This is a genomic window from Finegoldia magna ATCC 53516, from assembly GCF_000159695.1.
GTDB lineage: Bacteria > Bacillota > Clostridia > Tissierellales > Peptoniphilaceae > Finegoldia > Finegoldia magna_F.
In genome coordinates this window covers 1,501,874-1,520,370 of the sequence record NZ_CM000955.1, presented here as the reverse complement: position 1 = coordinate 1,520,370, position 18,497 = coordinate 1,501,874, and the positions used below count along the sequence as shown (strand labels likewise).

Sequence of the window (18,497 nt, the reverse complement as noted above, 5' to 3'; positions counted from 1 at the left end):
TTAAAATAATTTAATAACATCTTTTATTGTAACTACTGCGATTAATGCTAAAAGCAAAATTAATCCTACCATGTGTATATAGCCTTCTTTTTCTTGAGATATTTTTTTGCCAAATATCATCTCAATTAGTATGAATATCGCTCTTCCTCCATCTAAAGCTGGAATAGGCAATAAATTAAATACACCTAAATTAATGTTAATATATGCCAATAAGAAAATTAAATTAGCAACACCTGTCTTTGCAGCATTACCAATCTCTTTTACCACACCAACTGGTCCACTAACTCCTCCTAAACCTAATTGGCCAGTTATAAGCATCCCTAGGAATTTATATAACATGCCTGTCAAATTAAGAAAAGTTATGACGCCTTTTTTAAAGCCTTTTATTAAGCTAAAATTTTTAATATCATATTCTTCTTGAAAGTTTACCCCAATTTTTCTAACATTATTTTCCAATCTTGGAGTGACTTTTATGTTCTTTGATTGAGAATCTCTTATTACTCCAATATCCAAATCACCTTGTGATTCTTTGATATTTTTTAATAATTCCTCTCCATCATTTATATTTTTCCCATTTATAGATACAATTTTATCTCCTGTTTGTATTCCTGAAGAATATGCTGGTGAATCTTCTAGCACACCAGATACTTCAGTACTAACTCTACTTACAGACATTAATAAAATTAACAATATAAAAGCTAATATAAAGTTCATAATAGCACCGGCTAAAATGACTTTAAGTCTTACAAGCGGAGATTGATTATTCAAAGAATTCGGACTGTCATTTTCTTCGTCTTCCCCTTCTAGTTGACAATAACCACCCACAGGTAGCAATCTCAAAGAATAAAGAGTTCCGTTTGATTCTTTTTGGAAAAGTTTTGGTCCCATACCTACTGAGAATTCTAAAACGGATACCCCATTCATTTTTGCTACGATAAAATGTCCAAATTCATGTATTAAAATTACAAGTAAAAATATTATAATTGATGAAATTATTGTAATCACATTTCCTCCTAATTATAGCCCTAAACAATATAAAATTGAAAGATAAGGCAAAACAAAAATAAAACTATCGAATCGATCCATTACTCCACCATGTCCTATAAAAATATTACCAAAATCCTTCACATTGGCTTTTCTTTTAATTTTAGAAGCGCTTATATCACCAATTTGAGATATAATAGAACCGAAGAAAGCGATAATAACTATCTTAGCAATATTTAAATTACCATAAAATATAGAAAATATAGCACCAATTATCATGCTTCCTATTATTCCACCTATTGCTCCTTCAATAGTTTTTTTAGGGCTAATTTTTGTCAATTTGTGTTTGCCGAACAACATACCTGTACAGTATGCTGCTGTGTCTGTCCCCCATGAACATATATAAATAAGCCAAATATACTCAGTTCCTGATATAAAATACATTAAAGAAAAAGTAATCGTAATATATATGTGCATAAAATAGTTATTTAGTACTTCCTTGATAGGTTTGTCAAAAATGGTATATAAAGTCAATTCTATCAAGCTAAAACTGCACAATAAAGCAATTGCAAATAATTCCTTCTTAAAATAAACGCTTAAATTAAAACTAACATTAAATAATACATTAATAATCAAATTATTAATGTTAATGTTATTGGAATAATCCTTGTTAATTACATTTTCTAGTTCGTAAATTGCAACAGTACTAAGGACTAAATTCATTATTAAAAGGTAAATTCCGCCTTTAGAAACGCAAAAAATAGATAACAATAAAATTATTATTCCGGTTAATGTCCTTTTTAAAAATTTCATTTCAATCCACCAAATCTTCTATCCCTGTTTTGATACCAATAAATTGCATCGACAAGTGATTCTAACTTGAAATCCGGCCAATATATATCTGAAAAATAAAGTTCTGCATAAGACATTTGATAAAGCAAGAAATTGCTTAGTCTTTTTTCTCCACCTGGTCTAATCAGTAAATCAACGTCCGGTTGGTTTCTCGTGTATAAAAGATTTGAGAACTCATCATCAGTCAGGATTTCTCCCTTCTCTATTGCAGTATTCACAGCTTTTAATATCTCTTGCCTTGACCCATAATTAATAGCAATATTTAGAATAAGTTTATCATTATCTTTCGTCGAATCCAATGCGTATTCTATCTTTTGAATTACTTTTTCGGGCAATACACTAATATCTCCCAAAATATTAATCTTAACTCCTTGAGTTACTAGTTTATTTAATTGGTCATCTATATATTTTATGAGTATTTGCATTAAAAAATCTATTTCTTTTTGTGGTCTCTTCCAATTTTCTGTTGAAAAAGCATATAAGGACAAATATTGTATCCCAATATTTAAAGAGTTTTCAACAACGTCAACAACTCTTTTCATCCCTTCATTATGTCCAAAAACTCTGGGTTTATTTAGTTTTGTAGCCCATCTTCCATTGCCATCCATTATTATGGCAATATGTTTAGGCAGTCTATCTTGATCTAATTTTGATAAATCCATTTTCAATTCCTTTTAGTTTATTCTTAATTATTGTATCATATTTTGATTTTTTCTTACACAAAAAATAAGCCTTTATATTTGAATATCTCATGAAGAAATCTTCAAATTAGGCTTATTTTTATAATAAACTATTTGGTTTTAATTTCTCTTGAACCAGGTTTTACCAATTCTATTCCTTTCTTACATAAAGGGCATTCTTCCGGTTTAAAAATTTCTATATCGATTTTTGTTGCGCTATATAATGGTAAATCAATATCAAGGTTTACGCTTCTATCTACTAGACAACAAATTCCTACTACTTCTGCACCCAATTCTTCCAAAACTTTTTTTGTTTCATAAGAAGATTTTGCAGTAGTTACAACGTCTTCTGAGATAATAACTTTTTCACCTTTTTTTACTTCAAACCCTCTTCTAAGACACATTTCACCATCTTTTCTTTCCGTAAATATAGCTGGTTTATGTAATTGTCTTCCTAGTTCATAAGCTACAATTATTCCACCCATGGCAGGTCCAACAACAGTATCAAATTCAACATCTTTAAGCTTATCAGCGATAACTTTGATTACTTCTTCAGCTTTGTCTGGATATTGTAATAACTTTGCACATTGACAATACTTATCACTGTGATTTCCAGATGACAATAAGAAGTGACCTTCTAATAATGCATTACTTTCTTTCAATAATTCAACAACCCTATCCATCTTTTTCCTCCTAAATAATATTCCTTATTTCGTCTATTGATTTAAAATTATTTTGTTTTAAATAGTTTTCCATACCATTTGCTATTTCAACCATAACATTTGGATTAACAAAATTTGCTGTACCAACTTGAACCAAGTGACAACCTACCATGATAAATTCTAATGCATCTTTGTAATTTTGAATTCCACCCATACCACAAACAGGAATTTTTACGTTTTTACATACATCTCTACACATTCTTAAAGCTATAGGTTTTATACAAGGTCCCGAAAGACCGGCAGTTATATTGTCAAATACAGGTTTTCTTTTATTAATATCCACAGCTAATGCATTAAAAGTATTAACAAGACTAAGAGCATCTGCTCCAGAATCTTCACAAGTCTTTGCCATTTCTACAATATCATTAGCATTAGGAGATAATTTTACCATTAAAACTTTATCAGTATGCTTTCTTACCTCCGATACAACTTTTTGTGCTACATCACATTTTATTCCAAAAGCCATTCCACCTTCTTTAACATTTGGACAAGAAATATTTAACTCAATTATTTTTATATCAGTGCTTGATATAAGTTCAACCGCTTCAATATAACTTTTTATATCAGAGCCACCAATGTTTGCAATGGTAACAGTGTCCAAAGATAACATATAGTCCAGATCCCTATTAATGAATTCTTGAACAGATGGATTTTGTAATCCTATACTATTCATGATTCCAGACGGTGTTTCATAGATTCTTAAACCAGTATTTCCATTTTTAGGTTGAATAGTTAATCCTTTTGTTGAGATACCTCCTAATTTATTTAGATCTGTAAAATTCTCATATTCTCTTCCAAATCCAAATGTTCCAGAAGCTCCAACAACAGGATTTTTGAATTCTACTCCACAAAAATTTGTTTTAAGCATCAAATATCACCTCATTTTTTTCAAAAATTGGGCCATCTTTGCAAACTCTTTTAAGTCCATTAGTTGTATGAACAGTACATCCTAAACACGCTCCTATTCCACAGGCCATGTGAGCTTCTAGTGAATAAAATTCTGTCGCATCAAGATTTCTTTTCTTTAAAGAATTCATCATAGGATTTGGACCGCAAGCATAAATATAATCATAGTCATTTTTTACGTATTCTGTTATATATCCTTTTAGCCCAATTGATCCATCTTCTGTAGAAATAATTGTTTCGTTTTTATTTAAAATCTCATCTTCCATGTATATTGCGTTTCTATACCCAACATACAAATCTACGTTTTTTAATTTTCTAGATAAATATTTCATTGGAGCAATTCCAATCCCACCAGCAACTATAGCACATTTTGCTTCAGGATGTAATTCAAATCCATTTCCTAACGGGCCAAGAATTTTGATGCTTTCTCCTACTCTCATAGAGGAAATTATTGATGTTCCTTTGCCTACTACAGCATATAAAAATGTTATACTTTCTTCATCCAAATCACAAATACTAAGTGGTCTTGGAAGAAGTGGTGATTCATCCCAAGCTCTTAACATATAGAATTGACCAGGATCACCTTGGAATTTTCCTTTTAATACCAATTTAAAAATTCCATCGCTAATTTCTTCATTAAGTATTATTTCAGATTCGATATACTTATTCACCGTAAATATCCTTTCTCATATCTTCTACAGCTTTTCTAGCATATTTACCGATGTTTTCTTCTCCATCATCAAACTTTCTGTAATTTAATATTATGCCTCTAGATGAATTTACAATTCCTTTCTTAAAGTTATCAAGGTAAACTCTTATGTCTTCTGGTTTTGCTCCTTGTGCTCCGTATCCGGGAATTAAAAACATTATATTTTCATATCTCTCTCTGATTTTATTTGCATTTTCAGTTTGAGTTCCACCTACCACAAATCCTAAAGAACTTAAATTACATTGTCCTATATATTCTTTGGCAATTTTATTCAGATTGTCGCCTATCTCATAGTATAGTGGTTGGCCTTTATAATCCTTATATTGAATATCTTTTGAACCTGGATTTGATGTTCTCATTAATACAAATATCCCTTTTTCTTTTGATTCAAGATAAGGTAAATAATGTTCTAAAGTATCATATCCCATGAATGGATTAACAGTTATAAAGTCAGCTTCAAAATCACCTTCAAAATGTGCTTTTGCATATTCTTTGGCTGTATTTGCAATATCTCCTCTTTTTACATCAGCAATAGATATTAAATCATTATCTTTAAGATATTTAAGAGTGTTTTTATAAGCTATCAATCCTTCTATGCCATGTGCTTCGTAGTATGCAATTTGCACTTTAAAACATGCGACTAAATCTTTTGTATTATCTATGATCTCCTTATTAAAATCAAATAGATATTCGCTAACTTTCTTTCCTTTTTTCATATTTTCTGGTACATAATCTGTACTAGTATCTAGTCCTACACATACTATGGATCTTTCGTTTATTCTTTCAGAAAGCTTATCTATTATCATTTTTAGCCCCTTTCTCAAATTTAACTTTTCCATTTACGATTGTCATCTCAATACTACCCCTGAACTTTTCGCCAATAAACGGAGAATTATTTGATTTTGAATTAAATTTTTTTACTTTGATTTCTTTATCAATATCAATTATAACTAAATCAGCATCGTATGTTGGATTTATAACACCTTTGTTTTCTCCTAAAATCTTAGCTGGATTGTAACTCATTAATTCAGATATTTTATTTAATGATATATTATTTTCTTCATGCAACACTTTATATGCAATATTAAACGCTGTCTCTAGTCCAATCATTCCACATGCCCCGTTATCTTTATCTTCTTTAGTGTGCGGAGCATGGTCCGTTGCAATAGCATCTACTGTATTATTTTTTATCATTTTTATTATGCAATCAATATCCTCTTGAGTTCTTATTGAAGGATTTACTCTGAAGTCACTATCTTTCATATATATGTGATGAGGAGTAACTTCGCAAGTAATTGGTGCATTTTTATCTTTGTAGAATTTTATCGTTTCTAATGAGTCAATAGTGCTAACGTGACAAAAATGAACTCTACATCCTGTTTTTAAGCTTAAGTAGCAATCCCTAATTGTTTCTAAATCCTCTGCATACCTTGTAGAAATCTTTGTTAGATTATGGTCTTCTGCATGTACCATTATACCTTTATTTATTTTTTCTATTTCCGTAAAAATATTAAAGGCTAGTAAAGAATCTGTTATACCTTTCCCGTCTTCACTAAAGAATTTTATATTATTATCTGCTTTTTCAAAATTAATCATTTCTATAGATTTTAAATCTTTTGTTGTGGCCATGCATTGATATATATTTATTAAATCAATTTCTTTTGATTTGTCTATAATTTGATTGTAGATTTCATTATTATCCACAACTGGTTTAGTGTTTCCCATCAAATTACAACTTGTGTAGCCTCCAGCAAGAGCTGACAGGCTACCAGTATATAAATCCTCTTTTTTTTCTTGACCGGGATATCTGAAATGAGTGTGCAAATCTATGAATCCTGGCATTACAATTTTTCCCTTTACATCAATGATTTCATCACATTCTTCTAATATCTCTCCAATTGCTTTTATTTTACCATTTTCTATTAAAATATCAGCAAAAATATCTTTATCTTTATCTATAATATGACAATTTTTAAGCAGCAGTTTCATTATTCCTCCACGTTATATAAGTGATCACAATAATCACACTTATAGGTTCTAGTATCCTTATCAACTAAACTAAATTTTTGTACGATACTTCTTTCAGATTGAGTTATACATCTAGGATTTTTACATTTAATAAAACCTTCAAAATGTTCTGGTAAATTTAAGCTGATTTTTTCTTTTATTTTTTCATTTTCAATTATATTAACAGTCATATTATCATCGAATACTCCAAGTATATCAAAGTCTATATCTATAACATTTTCGATTTTGATCATATCTTTTCTTCCCAATTTGCCTGATTGTGCATTCATTATCAATGCTACTGTATAATCAGCCTTGTCTAACTTTAAAAGTTGGAATATTTTATAGCCCATTCCACATTTGATATGATCGATTACAATACCTTTTTCAATACTATTAATGTTTAACATTATCTCACCCCTAATAATTTCAATATTAACGCCATTCTAACAATTACACCGTATCTAACTTGCTTAAAATAAACTGCTCTTGGATCGCTATCAACTTCTGTAGCTATTTCATTTACTCTTGGCAATGGATGAAGAACAGCTAAATCTTCTGTAGCTAATTTCATTTTATCATTATCTAAGATATATGAATCTTTCAATCTAACATAATCTGCTTCATTGAAGAATCTTTCACGTTGAACTCTAGTCATGTATAAAACATCTAATTCACCGATTACATCTTCCATTTTTTCAACTTCTTTGAATTCTATATTCTTTGATTTTAAAAATATCTTAATATAATCAGGCACTTGAAGTTCTTCAGGAGATATTAAGACGAACTTGTTGTTCTCATATCTTGACATAGCTTTTATCAAAGAATGTACTGTTCTACCAAATTTTAAATCCCCACACAATCCTATTGTCATGTTGTCCAATCTTTTTTTAGTCATCCAAATTGTCAACAAATCTGTCAAAGTTTGAGTTGGATGTTGATGTCCACCATCACCTGCATTTATCAATGGAACTTCTGCATAAGAACTAGCTAAAACTGCCGAACCTTCTTTAGGGTTTCTCATCGCAATTATATCTGTATAATTTGACACTGTTCTTATTGTATCAGCCAAAGACTCACCCTTTGATGTCGATGAACTTGCACTTTCTGAAAAGCCTATGCAATCTCCACCTAATCTATGTATTGCTGATTCAAAACTTAATCTTGTTCTTGTTGAAGGCTCAAAAAAAAGAGTCCCTAAGATTTTTCCATTACATAAATTAGAAAAATCAGAAGGACTCTTTATAATTTCTTCTGCTAAATTCAATATTTCGTTTATCTCTTCTACATTAAAATCATCTGCGTTAATTAAATTTCTATTTTTTAACATAACTATCTCCTTTGATTTATTTTCACTATAATAACATCAAAAAAGATATCTGTCAATAGTTTTTTTAATTAAGAGTTGTAAAATTTACATCTGTCATTCAATATACATTCTTCACATCTTGGATTTCTAGCCTTGCATAGATTTCTGCCATGCCAAATAAATAAGTGATGACTTTTTGACCATCTATCTCTTGGTATTTCTTGCATCAACGCCATTTCAGTACTCAATACGTCTTTTTCATTTACAATTCCAATTCTGTTAGTTACTCTAAAAACGTGAGTATCCACAGCTATAGCAGGTGTTCCAAATGCATTGCTTACAACTACATTTGCGGTTTTTCTACCAACTCCTGGTAATTTCATTAATTCATCTATATTATCAGGAACTTTTGAGTCATAATCATGATATAAAACATTACATGTATTTATGATATTTTTTGATTTTGTTTTGTATAGTCCACAGCTTTTGATGTATTTTGCTAATCCATCTACTCCTAAATCTAATATTGTTTTTGGGGTATTGTGTTCTTTAAATAAAACAGATGTAACTTTGTTAACCCTAACATCTGTACATTGTGCTGATAAAATAGTGGCAATTAATAATTCGAATGGAGTAGTAAAATCTAACCCTGCTTTTGCATTAGGATATAAGCTATCTAAATCATCCAAAATTTTATTAATTTTCTCGTAACTCATTAAATTTTCTCCTTACTTCTTCAATTTCAATTTTATATCCATCTAAGTTGTTAGGAGTTTCCAGTATTATTGGTCTGCCTCCTAACCTTTTATTAAAGATTACATTAAAAAGGTCTGATTCTCCAATCAATCCCTTACCAAACTTTTCATGTCTATCTTTATTTGCTCCAAATGGCATCATAGAATCATTGCAATGAATTACTTTTATTTTTTCAATACCAATTAACTTGTCAAATTCATCAAGATAATCATCAAAACTATTCAGTCTAATTCCAGAACTAAATAAATGGCAGGTATCTATACAAACATATAATGGAATGCTTGCATTACTAATAATATATGCAATTTGGTTTAAATCGCATCCAAGTTCACTACCTTTTCCACTCATAGTTTCAATACATATCATCTGACCATTTGAAACATCTATTTGATTCAAGCCTTCTACAATCAAATTAAGTCCTTTCTCAATTCCTTGATTTTTATGACTTCCTGGATGAAGAACGTACTTATCAATTTTCAAATCTTGAATTTTTTTCATATCTTCATTTATAAGCTGAATCGCCAATTCTCTTAAATCTTCTCTATCACTACATAAATTCATTGTATATGCTCCATGACACACAATATTATTTATATCATGGGTTTTCCTAAGCTCCAAAAATTTTTCTATTTCTTTATCAGGAATTAATCTAGACTTAGATCCTCTTGGATTACGAGGAAAGAATTGAAAAGTGTCAGCATTTATTCGTAAGCATTGTTCTATAGTTTTGTGAAGTCCTTTTGATGTAGATAAATGGCACCCTATTCTGTTCATAATTACCTCCAAGTCATTATTATATCACACCTTCATATTTAATATGTTATAATACTAGATGAGGAAGTGAGACATGTTTAATATTAACAAAAAAAATATATCAAAAATAGATAAAACTCTTATTATCAGTGTTTTAATACTTGTTATTTACGGTCTTGTAGTATTATATAGCGCTGGGTCAAGTCTTTCAAATCATTATTTCAGAAAACAATTAATAGCTACAATTATAGGAATAATTGTTGTTTTTTTTATAATTTCACTAGACAACCACATAATAAAAAAACTTAACATTCCAATGTACATAATTTGCAATGTTTTACTAGTTTTAGTTTTATTTTTTGGTGTTGGTGATGAATGGGGCGCAAGAAGTTGGTTTAAGTTTGGACCAATAAATTTTCAACCTTCTGAAATAATGAAGATAGTTCTTATTATTTCACTTGCAAATATTATTGAATCTAACAAGAACAGCCTGAATAACCCCAAAACTTTATTAAAAATACTAATTTTTGCTTTTATTCCTGTAGCTCTAATTTTAAAACAACCAGACGCAGGAACAGCAATGGTGTATACATTTATAATAATAGTAATGTTATTCACAGCTGGAATTGATTGGAAATATTTAATAGGAGCAATTGTCTTAGGCATAGTTAGTTTACCTTTTTTATACTTGAGACTAGATCAGTTTCAAAGAGATAGAATATTAAATTTTGTTCATCCTGAAAGAGATTTATCAAATACTGGATGGCAAGCCCTTCAAGGTAAAATAGCAATAGGATCAGGAAAATTGACTGGTGAAGGTTTCTTAAATGGAGTACAAAGTCAATATAATTTTATTCCTGAAAAGCAAACAGATTTTATTTTTGCGGTATTAGTTGAAGAATTTGGATTTATCGGTGGATTTATATTGATTTTATTATATGCCCTAATGCTTTATAGATGTGTGGTTATTGCTCAAAACTCAGATAATTTATACTCAAAATTATTGACAATGGGATTTGCAGCGATGTTTTTATTCCACATATTTGAAAATATTGGAATGACTATTGGTGTAATGCCTATAACAGGTATCCCATTACCATTTTTTAGTTATGGTGGAACATTTCAAATTATCAACTTAATTTCAATTGGATTGATTATATCTTCATCAATTCAAAAAGACCCATTGAATTTCATTTAGGAGGAAATATGAATAAAATAGAAAGTTTTAAAATTAATCACTTAAAATTATTACCTGGAATTTATGTATCAAGAAAAGATTATTTAAACAATGAAGTATTAACTACTTTTGATTTGAGAATAACTGCACCTAACAGAGAACCTGTTATGAATACAGCAGAAGTTCACGCAATAGAACATTTAGGAGCTACATTTTTAAGAAATAAACTTGAAAATGAAGTTATTTATTTTGGACCTATGGGTTGTAGAACAGGCTTTTATCTAATCTTAACCGGAGATAGAAAATCTGAAGATATCGTAGACTTAGTTAAAGAACTCTTTGAATTCATATCCAATTACGAAGGTGATATACCTGGTCAATCAGCAAAGGACTGCGGCAACTATTCAGATATGAATTTAAATATGGCAAAATTCTACTCTGATAAGTACTTGAAGGTTCTAAATTCTATTAAAACAGAAAATTTAATCTATCCAGAATAGAAAAAACACAATTTAGTTATACTAAATTGTGTTTTTATTTTTTTTATCTTTATCTAAATATGTTGTTTGTAGTTCTGTTAGCTTCTTTTCATTCATTTTTTCAATATAGTGTTTTCTACATAATGGCATATATGCCTCACTAGCACCCAACTTTATTCTGTTTTTATCGTCTGATATACGATAACTTACCCATGCATCATTTCCACACACAGCGCACACAGCGTGGTGTTTTTCGACGTAATCACATATAGGCAACAATTCCTTAACAAGTTGGAATGGCTTGGCTTTATAGTCCATGTCAAGTCCAGCAGCAATAATTGTAAATCCTTTTTCCAAGAGATAGTTAATTTGTTTTACAAAATGATCTGCTTTTGAATTAATAAATTGCACTTCATCTATAGCAATGACATTTACATCATGAGTTTTTGTATATTCAACTATATCGTCAATATTATCGACATTTATTGCTTCAATTTCGTTTTTATCATGTGTTACTACTTTTTCCTTAGAATATCTGGAATCCATCTTTGGTTTAAACACAACTACATTGTACTTAGCGATTTTAAACCTATTCACTTCTTTCCATAGACTAGATGTTTTTCCGGAAAACATAGATCCAGTATGCACTATTAATTTTCCTCTATATTGATGCATACTAATTCCTTGAAATTTCTATTGATTGAATTATAATATCGTCCAACGGTTTATCTGAAAAATCAGTATCTACATTAGAAATCTTATCTACTATATCCATCCCACTATAAACTTGACCAAATACAGAATGTTTTCCATCTAACCAAAAACAACCACCATTATTTTTATAGTATTCTTTTTGTTCTTCTTCCAAATCACATTCGTCAAGATATTTAATATAATCTTTTCTAATTGAAGTATTTTGAACTATAAAAAATTGAGATCCATTAGTATTTGGTCCAGAATTAGCCATGGATAATGCTCCTCTTATATTTTTTAAATTATCAGAAAATTCATCTTCAAAAGGATTTTTCCAAATGCTTTCTCCGCCATAGCCTGTTCCTTGTGGATCTCCTCCTTGAATCATAAAATCTTTAATGACTCTATGAAAAATAGTTCCATCATAATATCCTTCTTGTGCATGAGTTACAAAATTTTCCACACAATTTGGAGCATCATTTTCAAACAAACAAATTTTTATTTCTCCTACGTTTGTGATTATATTTGCCATTAATTGCTCTTTTTTTGGTATATCTGTTTGATACATATTTCCTCCATAAATAATTAAACTGCTTTTTTTAAAAGCAGTTTAAACTTTTGTATTTGATGAGAAGTAATATCCTTCTCCCCATTTTGTCCTAATTATTAATGATTCGTTATCTTTGATTTTTTCTCTTAATCTTTTAATGTGAACATCAACAGTCCTGATATGAGACTGTGCATCTTCCCATAATTTCGCAGCCAATTCTTTTCTCGAAAGAACCTTATCTTTATTAGAAACAAGTGCGTATAACAATTCAAATTCTCTTCCTGTTAATTCTATATCTTGACCATATCTTTTTACAGTTCTTGATATCAAATTAAATTCAAATTCACCGATTTGTATTATATTTGTTTTATTATTGTCATTTACTAAATCTGATTTTGCCCTTCTGAGAACTGCTCTAATTCTTGCTTTCAATTCAAGCATATTAAATGGATAAACTACATAATCATCTGCGCCATATTCTAACGCTAAGATTTTTTTCATATCATCTGATTCGTCACTAACAAAAATCGTCGGAATAGAATATAATTTGCTGATTTCTTTTTTGAAATCTAAGCCCGTACCATCCGAAAAATTCATATCACTAAGTAAAAAATCATAGTAACCTTTTTTTAGTTTTTCAAGTGCATCTTCAATTGTAGAACATTCTGAAACTTCATAATTTTCATCATTAGAAAAATTCAAAATGATCTCATCTTTATACACATTAGAGGGAAAAACTAACAGAATTCTAAGTTTCATAAGATTGATTAGATTACTTCAATAAAGTGATCTGTTTTTTCCTTTACTCTTCCTATTATATTTCCAACTTGGCCAGATTCGTGTAGTTTTTCTACAAGTTTATCAGCATCTTCCTTAGATAATGCAATTAATAATCCACCTGATGTTTGAGGATCAAATACTAAATCATCTATGAAGCTGCTAACATTTTTGCTGATTTTTACATCATTTCTGATAAAGTTTCTATTGTCATAAGCTCCTTTTGGAACTAATCCTAAGTTAACGAATTCTTCTACTCCTTCGAAAATAGGTAAGTTTTGTGAATCAATTTCTATTGTTAAATCAGATCCCTTAGCCATTTCAAGTGCATGTCCGCACAAACCAAATCCTGTTACATCAGTAGCGGCATGAACTTCTAGTCCATCGCATGCTTCCTTAGCGTATTTATTCAATGTAGACATAGATTTGATAACTTCATCAAATAATTTTTGATTATCCATTCCACCTTTTATAGCAGTATTTACAATTCCTACACCTAATTTTTTAGTTAATACAACTACGTCACCTACTTTAGCTGTAGAGTTGGCCCAAACTTTATCAGGATGGTTTATTCCTGTCACAGACAATCCATATTTAGGTTCATCATCTTGAATTGTATGACCACCAACTAACAGACATCCTGCTTCTTTAGCCTTATCAGCACCACCCTTTAGGATTTCAACTAAAATATCTTGATTCATACAATCAGAAAAACAAACAATATTTAAAGCTAACAATGGATCTGAACCCATGGCATATAAATCACTTAAAGAGTTTGCCGCAGCTACTTGACCAAATGTATATGGGTCATTAACAACCGGTGTAAAGAAGTCTAAAGATTGAATTAAACATAAATCATCTCTTACTTTATAAACAGCACAATCATCGCTTGTATCTAATCCTACTACAAGATTATCGTCATTTACTTTTTCAAGGTGACTTAATACCTCAGCTAATTTACCAGGTCCTATCTTTGCTGCACATCCAGCTGTTTGAGTAAACTCAGTTAATTTGACATCTTCTGGTTTAATTGTTTTGTACTTTTTGTCTAACATTTTTATATCTCCTTTAATCTATAGTTATTAAACTTTTCAATGATTCAAAAGTTTTATCGCCAATTCCATCCACATTTTTTATTTCTTCAATTTTTTTAAATTGATTTTTTTCTCTAAATTCTATTATTTTTTTAGCTTTGGAAGGTCCAATACCTGGTAATGTTTGCAATTTATTACTATCAGCAGTGTTAATATTTACAAGATTACTAGAGTTACTATCTTTTATAGTAACTATATCAGAGCTTTGTGTATCATTGTTTTGTTCTTTTGAGGTTTCTGATTTAGAAGGAATATAGATCTTCATCTCATCTTTTAGCTTCATCGCCAAATTTACACTCTTAGTATCCGCATCTTGTTTAAATCCACCTGCTAATTCAACAATATCTTTAATTCTATCATCTTTTTTAAAATGATAGACACCAGGTTTGTTTACACAACCATCTATTTGACACATCTTAGTAGAATTATCTTCGCCGTTTTGTGCACTATTTTCAGACTGCTTATTTACGCTTTCTGTTGATTTTGTATCAACTAAAGCTTGAATTTGATTGTCATTCAAATTATCTGAATTAGATTTATAGTAACCAAAACCAGCTAAAAAAATTATTGCTATACCAATTAAAATTTTATCTTTAGAAAAATTGAAATTCATAGTGCGCCTCTTATATCTATATACTCTATAATATCATATGCACAAGCAATTCGTCCAATAAAAAAAGCTACTGGCAGTAATTGCCAATAGCTAAAGATTTTAGTTTAAGATTCTTCTTGCTGTTACAAATGTATTTGAGTAATAGTTTGATTCAATATCTGAAATAATTACACCAGTTGATGGTGTAGAAGCATGAATCATTTTGCCATTACCAACATAAATCCCAACGTGAGAAATACTTCCTGAACCATTTGTACTAAAAAATAACAAATCTCCTTGTTTCAAATTGCTTTTACTTACAGGATATCCATTATTTGATTGTGCAGCTGAATTTCTATAAAGAGAAATACCGCAAACTTTATTATATAAATAACTAGTTAATCCAGAGCAATCAAATCCTACTCCTGGTTGTGCAGAACCCCAAACATATCTTTCTCCCAAATAATTATAAGCTGCTTGAGCTACAGCACTGCCAGAACCACCTTCATTAGATCTTACAACCTTAGAGTTAGAATCTTTTTTATAAGAATCTTTAACTTCTGTGTTTTTTGTTTGGTTTGGTTCAACTTTACTGTCTTGAATATAATTTACAGAAATATATCTTCCTTCAGAAAGTTTTAGCCAATATTCTCCTTTGATACCACTAACTTTAGTACCTTTTTCTAATACTGAAACAACATTAGAATCCATACTGTCTTTATCTCTAACATTAACAGATTCTTTTACATATCCAGTATAGTTAGTTCCTTCAAATTTTGTAGAATTTGATTTATTTTCTTGTTCTTTGTTCTTTGCTTCTGAAATTTGAAGTTTATCATTTTGCTTTTCTTCAACTTTACTATTTTGCAAGTATTTAATACTAATAAAACCATTATTTCCATTTACAGAAGTTTTAAACCATCCATCTTCAACTACACCTTGTACTTTAGTGTTTTTCTCTAATACACCTAGTTTATTAGAGATAATTGATTTTTCACTTCTTATATAAACTGGAGATTTTACCCACATATCTACTGACTTTTCAGCAGAAATTGATTTTACTTTCTTAACTTCAGGATTGTTTTTTGAAACTTGTTTTTCAGTTTCAGAAACTACTTTTTTATTTGATTTTTCATTCGTCAAGAAATCTTTACTTACGTATGCTTCTTTGTTTTTATAGCTTATTTTTGCCCATGATTTATTGCCATCGTCTTTTACAACAACTTTAGTATCTTTTGGTAAAACACCTATTGCTTCAGATCCTTTATCTGCTTTTTCTCTTACAAATAAATCCCCTGTCGTAGATTTTGTTATGTTTGAATAAATCTTTTCTTCTTCATTTTCAGAATTTCTTGAAAGAGTTAATGAAGCAACTTCAGATTTTTCTTTCTTTAGGCTTGATTTTGAATTCTTATTATCTTCTGAAATTTTCCCAACATTTGCAGTAGATAATTCTACTTTTTTAGGTTCATCTTTTTTTGTATCTACTTTTTCACTATTTTGTTTGTATGTAGAAACGTTATTTTCAGCAGAAGTCTTTAATTCTTGTTTATTCACTTTAACTTCTTTTACTTCAGAATTAATTTCTTCTTTAGATTTGTTATATTGTTTTTTAGATATAGTTCTTGTGGAATCATTTAATACGTTTCTTACTTGTGAGTTTCTTATTTCATTAAGAGCTTTCTCTTTTTCTTCTTTTTCAGCATTTGGAGTCAATTCATAATTGCTTTTTATTGCAACTGAATATTTTGAATCATTTGATTGATTCGACTCAATATTATTGTCTCCTATTAAAGTTGTGGAACTTAAATAAGGCGATACAAAAGTTCCTACAGCTATGACTGAAGCCAATCCGATAGATAAGCCAAGTCCTTTTTTGTTCATATTAACTTCCTCCTAATACATCCTAAGATAATATTAAAAGAATAAAAAAAATATGTCAAGTAAATTCAACAAAAAAGTTACAAATAAGTTTCAAAAAAGTAATAATTGTAACATTTTTGTCATAATTTCTATTTTCTTCTACTTTTATATAAGATATAATAAACCAGTTTATTACAAGAAAAAAATCTATTCATATCATGATGAATAGATTTTAGATCAAATATTAACTTTTTAGATTTCCATTAGTTCTGTTTCTTTATCAGTAACAATATTGTCAATTTCTTTTGTCAATTTATCTGTTAAAGATTGTATATCATCTAATAAAACATGTAATTCATCTTCAGATATTTCAGCATTTTTTTCCATTTTTTTTGCATCGTCAACAAAATCTCTTCTGATAGATCTTATAGTTACTTTAGATTTTTCGCCATATTCTTTAACAACTTTTGTCAATTCTTTTCTTCTATCTTCAGTTAATTGTGGAAATGGTAATCTGATAATACTTCCATCATTTGAAGGAGTAATTCCCAAATTAGATGCTTGAATTTGCTTTTCAATTTCTTTCATGATTGATTTATCCCATGGTTGAATTGTAAGCAATCTTGCTTCTGGAGCAGAAATAGTAGCAACTTGTTTTAAAGGTGTTGAAGTACCATAATAATCTACCATAATATTATCCAATATGCTAGGATTTGCACGACCAGCTCTTACCGTTTTTAATTCTTCCCTTAATGCATGTAATGTTTTATCAGCTTTTGCTTCCATATCTTTTAAAATTTGTTTACTCATTTTTATCCCCCTCAACAATTGTTCCAATATTTTCTCCATGAGAAACTCTAATTATATTTTTAGGATCATCAATACCAAATACAACTAATCCCATATTGTTTTCCATGCAAAGTGATGTCGCTGTTGCATCCATTATGCCTAAGCCTTTGTTCAAAATATCAATATAAGTAAGTTTATCGTATTTAATTGCATCTTTGTTTTTATTAGGATCAGAATCGTATATACCATCTGTCCCTCTTTTACCTGCTAAAATAACATCAGCGTTAATTTCCACTGCCCTTAATGCAGCTGTTGTATCTGTAGAAAAATATGGTAATCCTGTTCCTGCAGCAAAGATTACAATCCTACCTTTTTCAATATGTCTTATTGCCCTTCTTCTAATATAAGGTTCTGCAACTTGTTTCATATCTATTGCTGTTTGTACTCTTGTTTGGATACCTTTTGCTTCCAATGATGCCTGCAATCTTAAAGCATTTATAGTAGTTCCTAACATGCCCATTGAGTCTGATGTAGCTCTATCAATTTTAGATGATCTTCCTCTCCAGAAATTTCCACCACCTACAACAATAGCAATTTCTAATCCCTCTTCGTAGACAGCTTTTATAGAATCGCAAATATTTTCTATAATATCATCATCTAATCCGTGTCCTTGGTCTCCACTTAAAGCTTCACCACTTAATTTTAGTAGAACTCTTTTATATTTTAAACTCAAAATTTCCTCCTAATTAATAATAAGGTTTTCTTTAATTAATCATACCAAATTAGCATTTTAAAATCAATATGA

Annotated in this window: 22 protein-coding genes; 2 read left to right on the top strand and 20 right to left on the bottom strand. The window is 29.6% G+C overall.

Annotation, left to right across the window (positions count from 1 at the left end; genetic code table 11):
* The 12 genes from rseP to HMPREF0391_RS07320 form a co-directional block, all read right to left on the bottom strand.
* Entirely contained in the window at positions 1–1,005 is a 1,005-nt protein-coding gene (gene rseP, locus HMPREF0391_RS07375; RefSeq protein WP_002836372.1) for an RIP metalloprotease RseP, read from the bottom strand.
* Positions 1,006–1,017: 12 nt separating this feature from the next.
* Positions 1,018–1,797 carry a phosphatidate cytidylyltransferase gene (locus HMPREF0391_RS07370; RefSeq protein WP_002836371.1) on the bottom strand — a complete coding sequence of 260 codons (780 nt, stop codon included), beginning with the start codon at positions 1,795–1,797 and terminating at the stop codon, positions 1,018–1,020.
* Entirely contained in the window at positions 1,794–2,498 is a 705-nt protein-coding gene (locus HMPREF0391_RS07365; RefSeq protein ID WP_002836370.1) for an isoprenyl transferase, read from the bottom strand. The genes HMPREF0391_RS07370 and HMPREF0391_RS07365 overlap by 4 nt, the downstream gene beginning before the upstream one ends.
* Before the next feature lie 128 nt (positions 2,499–2,626).
* Complete coding sequence (gene pyrE, locus HMPREF0391_RS07360) at positions 2,627–3,199, bottom strand: orotate phosphoribosyltransferase (protein WP_002836368.1); 573 nt, start codon at positions 3,197–3,199, stop codon at positions 2,627–2,629.
* Between the two features lie 10 nt (positions 3,200–3,209).
* The gene (locus tag HMPREF0391_RS07355) at positions 3,210–4,106 is read right to left on the bottom strand and encodes a dihydroorotate dehydrogenase (protein ID WP_002836367.1); all 897 of its coding nucleotides are present in this window, start codon (positions 4,104–4,106) and stop codon (positions 3,210–3,212) included.
* Positions 4,099–4,815 (bottom strand): dihydroorotate dehydrogenase electron transfer subunit, encoded by a 717-nt coding sequence (locus HMPREF0391_RS07350; RefSeq protein ID WP_002836366.1) that lies wholly within the window; start codon positions 4,813–4,815, stop codon positions 4,099–4,101. Before HMPREF0391_RS07350 ends, HMPREF0391_RS07355 begins: the two co-directional genes overlap by 8 nt.
* Entirely contained in the window at positions 4,808–5,659 is an 852-nt protein-coding gene (gene pyrF, locus HMPREF0391_RS07345) for an orotidine-5'-phosphate decarboxylase (RefSeq protein WP_035109492.1), read from the bottom strand. The genes HMPREF0391_RS07350 and pyrF overlap by 8 nt, the downstream gene beginning before the upstream one ends.
* The gene (locus HMPREF0391_RS07340; protein WP_002836364.1) at positions 5,646–6,842 is read right to left on the bottom strand and encodes a dihydroorotase; all 1,197 of its coding nucleotides are present in this window, start codon (positions 6,840–6,842) and stop codon (positions 5,646–5,648) included. Before HMPREF0391_RS07340 ends, pyrF begins: the two co-directional genes overlap by 14 nt.
* On the bottom strand, positions 6,842–7,270 hold the full coding sequence (locus HMPREF0391_RS07335; RefSeq protein ID WP_002836363.1) for an aspartate carbamoyltransferase regulatory subunit: 429 nt from the start codon (positions 7,268–7,270) through the stop codon (positions 6,842–6,844). Before HMPREF0391_RS07335 ends, HMPREF0391_RS07340 begins: the two co-directional genes overlap by 1 nt.
* The gene (gene pyrB, locus HMPREF0391_RS07330) at positions 7,270–8,190 is read right to left on the bottom strand and encodes an aspartate carbamoyltransferase (protein WP_002836362.1); all 921 of its coding nucleotides are present in this window, start codon (positions 8,188–8,190) and stop codon (positions 7,270–7,272) included. The genes HMPREF0391_RS07335 and pyrB overlap by 1 nt, the downstream gene beginning before the upstream one ends.
* Positions 8,191–8,258: 68 nt before the next feature.
* Positions 8,259–8,885: an endonuclease III gene (gene nth, locus HMPREF0391_RS07325; protein WP_002836361.1), complete on the bottom strand. Its 627-nt coding sequence runs from the start codon at positions 8,883–8,885 to the stop codon at positions 8,259–8,261.
* Positions 8,866–9,699 (bottom strand): deoxyribonuclease IV, encoded by an 834-nt coding sequence (locus HMPREF0391_RS07320; protein WP_002836359.1) that lies wholly within the window; start codon positions 9,697–9,699, stop codon positions 8,866–8,868. The genes nth and HMPREF0391_RS07320 overlap by 20 nt, the downstream gene beginning before the upstream one ends.
* A 73-nt stretch (positions 9,700–9,772) precedes the next feature.
* Here HMPREF0391_RS07320 and rodA point away from each other — a divergent pair, with 73 nt between their 5' ends.
* Both rodA and HMPREF0391_RS07310 read left to right on the top strand, forming a co-directional pair.
* Positions 9,773–10,876 (top strand): rod shape-determining protein RodA, encoded by a 1,104-nt coding sequence (gene rodA, locus HMPREF0391_RS07315; protein ID WP_002836358.1) that lies wholly within the window; start codon positions 9,773–9,775, stop codon positions 10,874–10,876.
* An 8-nt stretch (positions 10,877–10,884) separates the two neighbouring features.
* The gene (locus HMPREF0391_RS07310; RefSeq protein WP_002836356.1) at positions 10,885–11,355 is read left to right on the top strand and encodes an S-ribosylhomocysteine lyase; all 471 of its coding nucleotides are present in this window, start codon (positions 10,885–10,887) and stop codon (positions 11,353–11,355) included.
* Positions 11,356–11,376: 21 nt separating this feature from the next.
* Here the strand turns inward: HMPREF0391_RS07310 and HMPREF0391_RS07305 are convergent, their stop codons facing one another.
* From HMPREF0391_RS07305 to pyrH, 8 genes are all read right to left on the bottom strand, one after another.
* On the bottom strand, positions 11,377–12,009 hold the full coding sequence (locus HMPREF0391_RS07305) for a thymidine kinase (protein ID WP_002836354.1): 633 nt from the start codon (positions 12,007–12,009) through the stop codon (positions 11,377–11,379).
* Position 12,010: 1 nt separating this feature from the next.
* Positions 12,011–12,595 (bottom strand): peptidylprolyl isomerase, encoded by a 585-nt coding sequence (locus HMPREF0391_RS07300; protein ID WP_002836353.1) that lies wholly within the window; start codon positions 12,593–12,595, stop codon positions 12,011–12,013.
* 42 nt (positions 12,596–12,637) lie between these two features.
* Complete coding sequence (locus HMPREF0391_RS07295; protein WP_230454523.1) at positions 12,638–13,279, bottom strand: response regulator transcription factor; 642 nt, start codon at positions 13,277–13,279, stop codon at positions 12,638–12,640.
* 65 nt (positions 13,280–13,344) lie between these two features.
* On the bottom strand, positions 13,345–14,409 hold the full coding sequence (selD, locus tag HMPREF0391_RS07290; RefSeq protein ID WP_002836350.1) for a selenide, water dikinase SelD: 1,065 nt from the start codon (positions 14,407–14,409) through the stop codon (positions 13,345–13,347).
* A gap of 13 nt (positions 14,410–14,422) precedes the next feature.
* Positions 14,423–15,061 carry a helix-hairpin-helix domain-containing protein gene (locus HMPREF0391_RS07285; protein WP_002836349.1) on the bottom strand — a complete coding sequence of 213 codons (639 nt, stop codon included), beginning with the start codon at positions 15,059–15,061 and terminating at the stop codon, positions 14,423–14,425.
* A gap of 99 nt (positions 15,062–15,160) precedes the next feature.
* Positions 15,161–16,924: a C40 family peptidase gene (locus tag HMPREF0391_RS07280; protein ID WP_002836348.1), complete on the bottom strand. Its 1,764-nt coding sequence runs from the start codon at positions 16,922–16,924 to the stop codon at positions 15,161–15,163.
* Positions 16,925–17,155: 231 nt separating this feature from the next.
* Complete coding sequence (frr, locus tag HMPREF0391_RS07275; RefSeq protein WP_002836347.1) at positions 17,156–17,713, bottom strand: ribosome recycling factor; 558 nt, start codon at positions 17,711–17,713, stop codon at positions 17,156–17,158.
* Positions 17,706–18,425, bottom strand: coding sequence for a UMP kinase (pyrH, locus tag HMPREF0391_RS07270; protein WP_002836346.1), 720 nt, complete (start codon positions 18,423–18,425; stop codon positions 17,706–17,708). The genes frr and pyrH overlap by 8 nt, the downstream gene beginning before the upstream one ends.
* Positions 18,426–18,497: the final 72 nt, after the last annotated feature.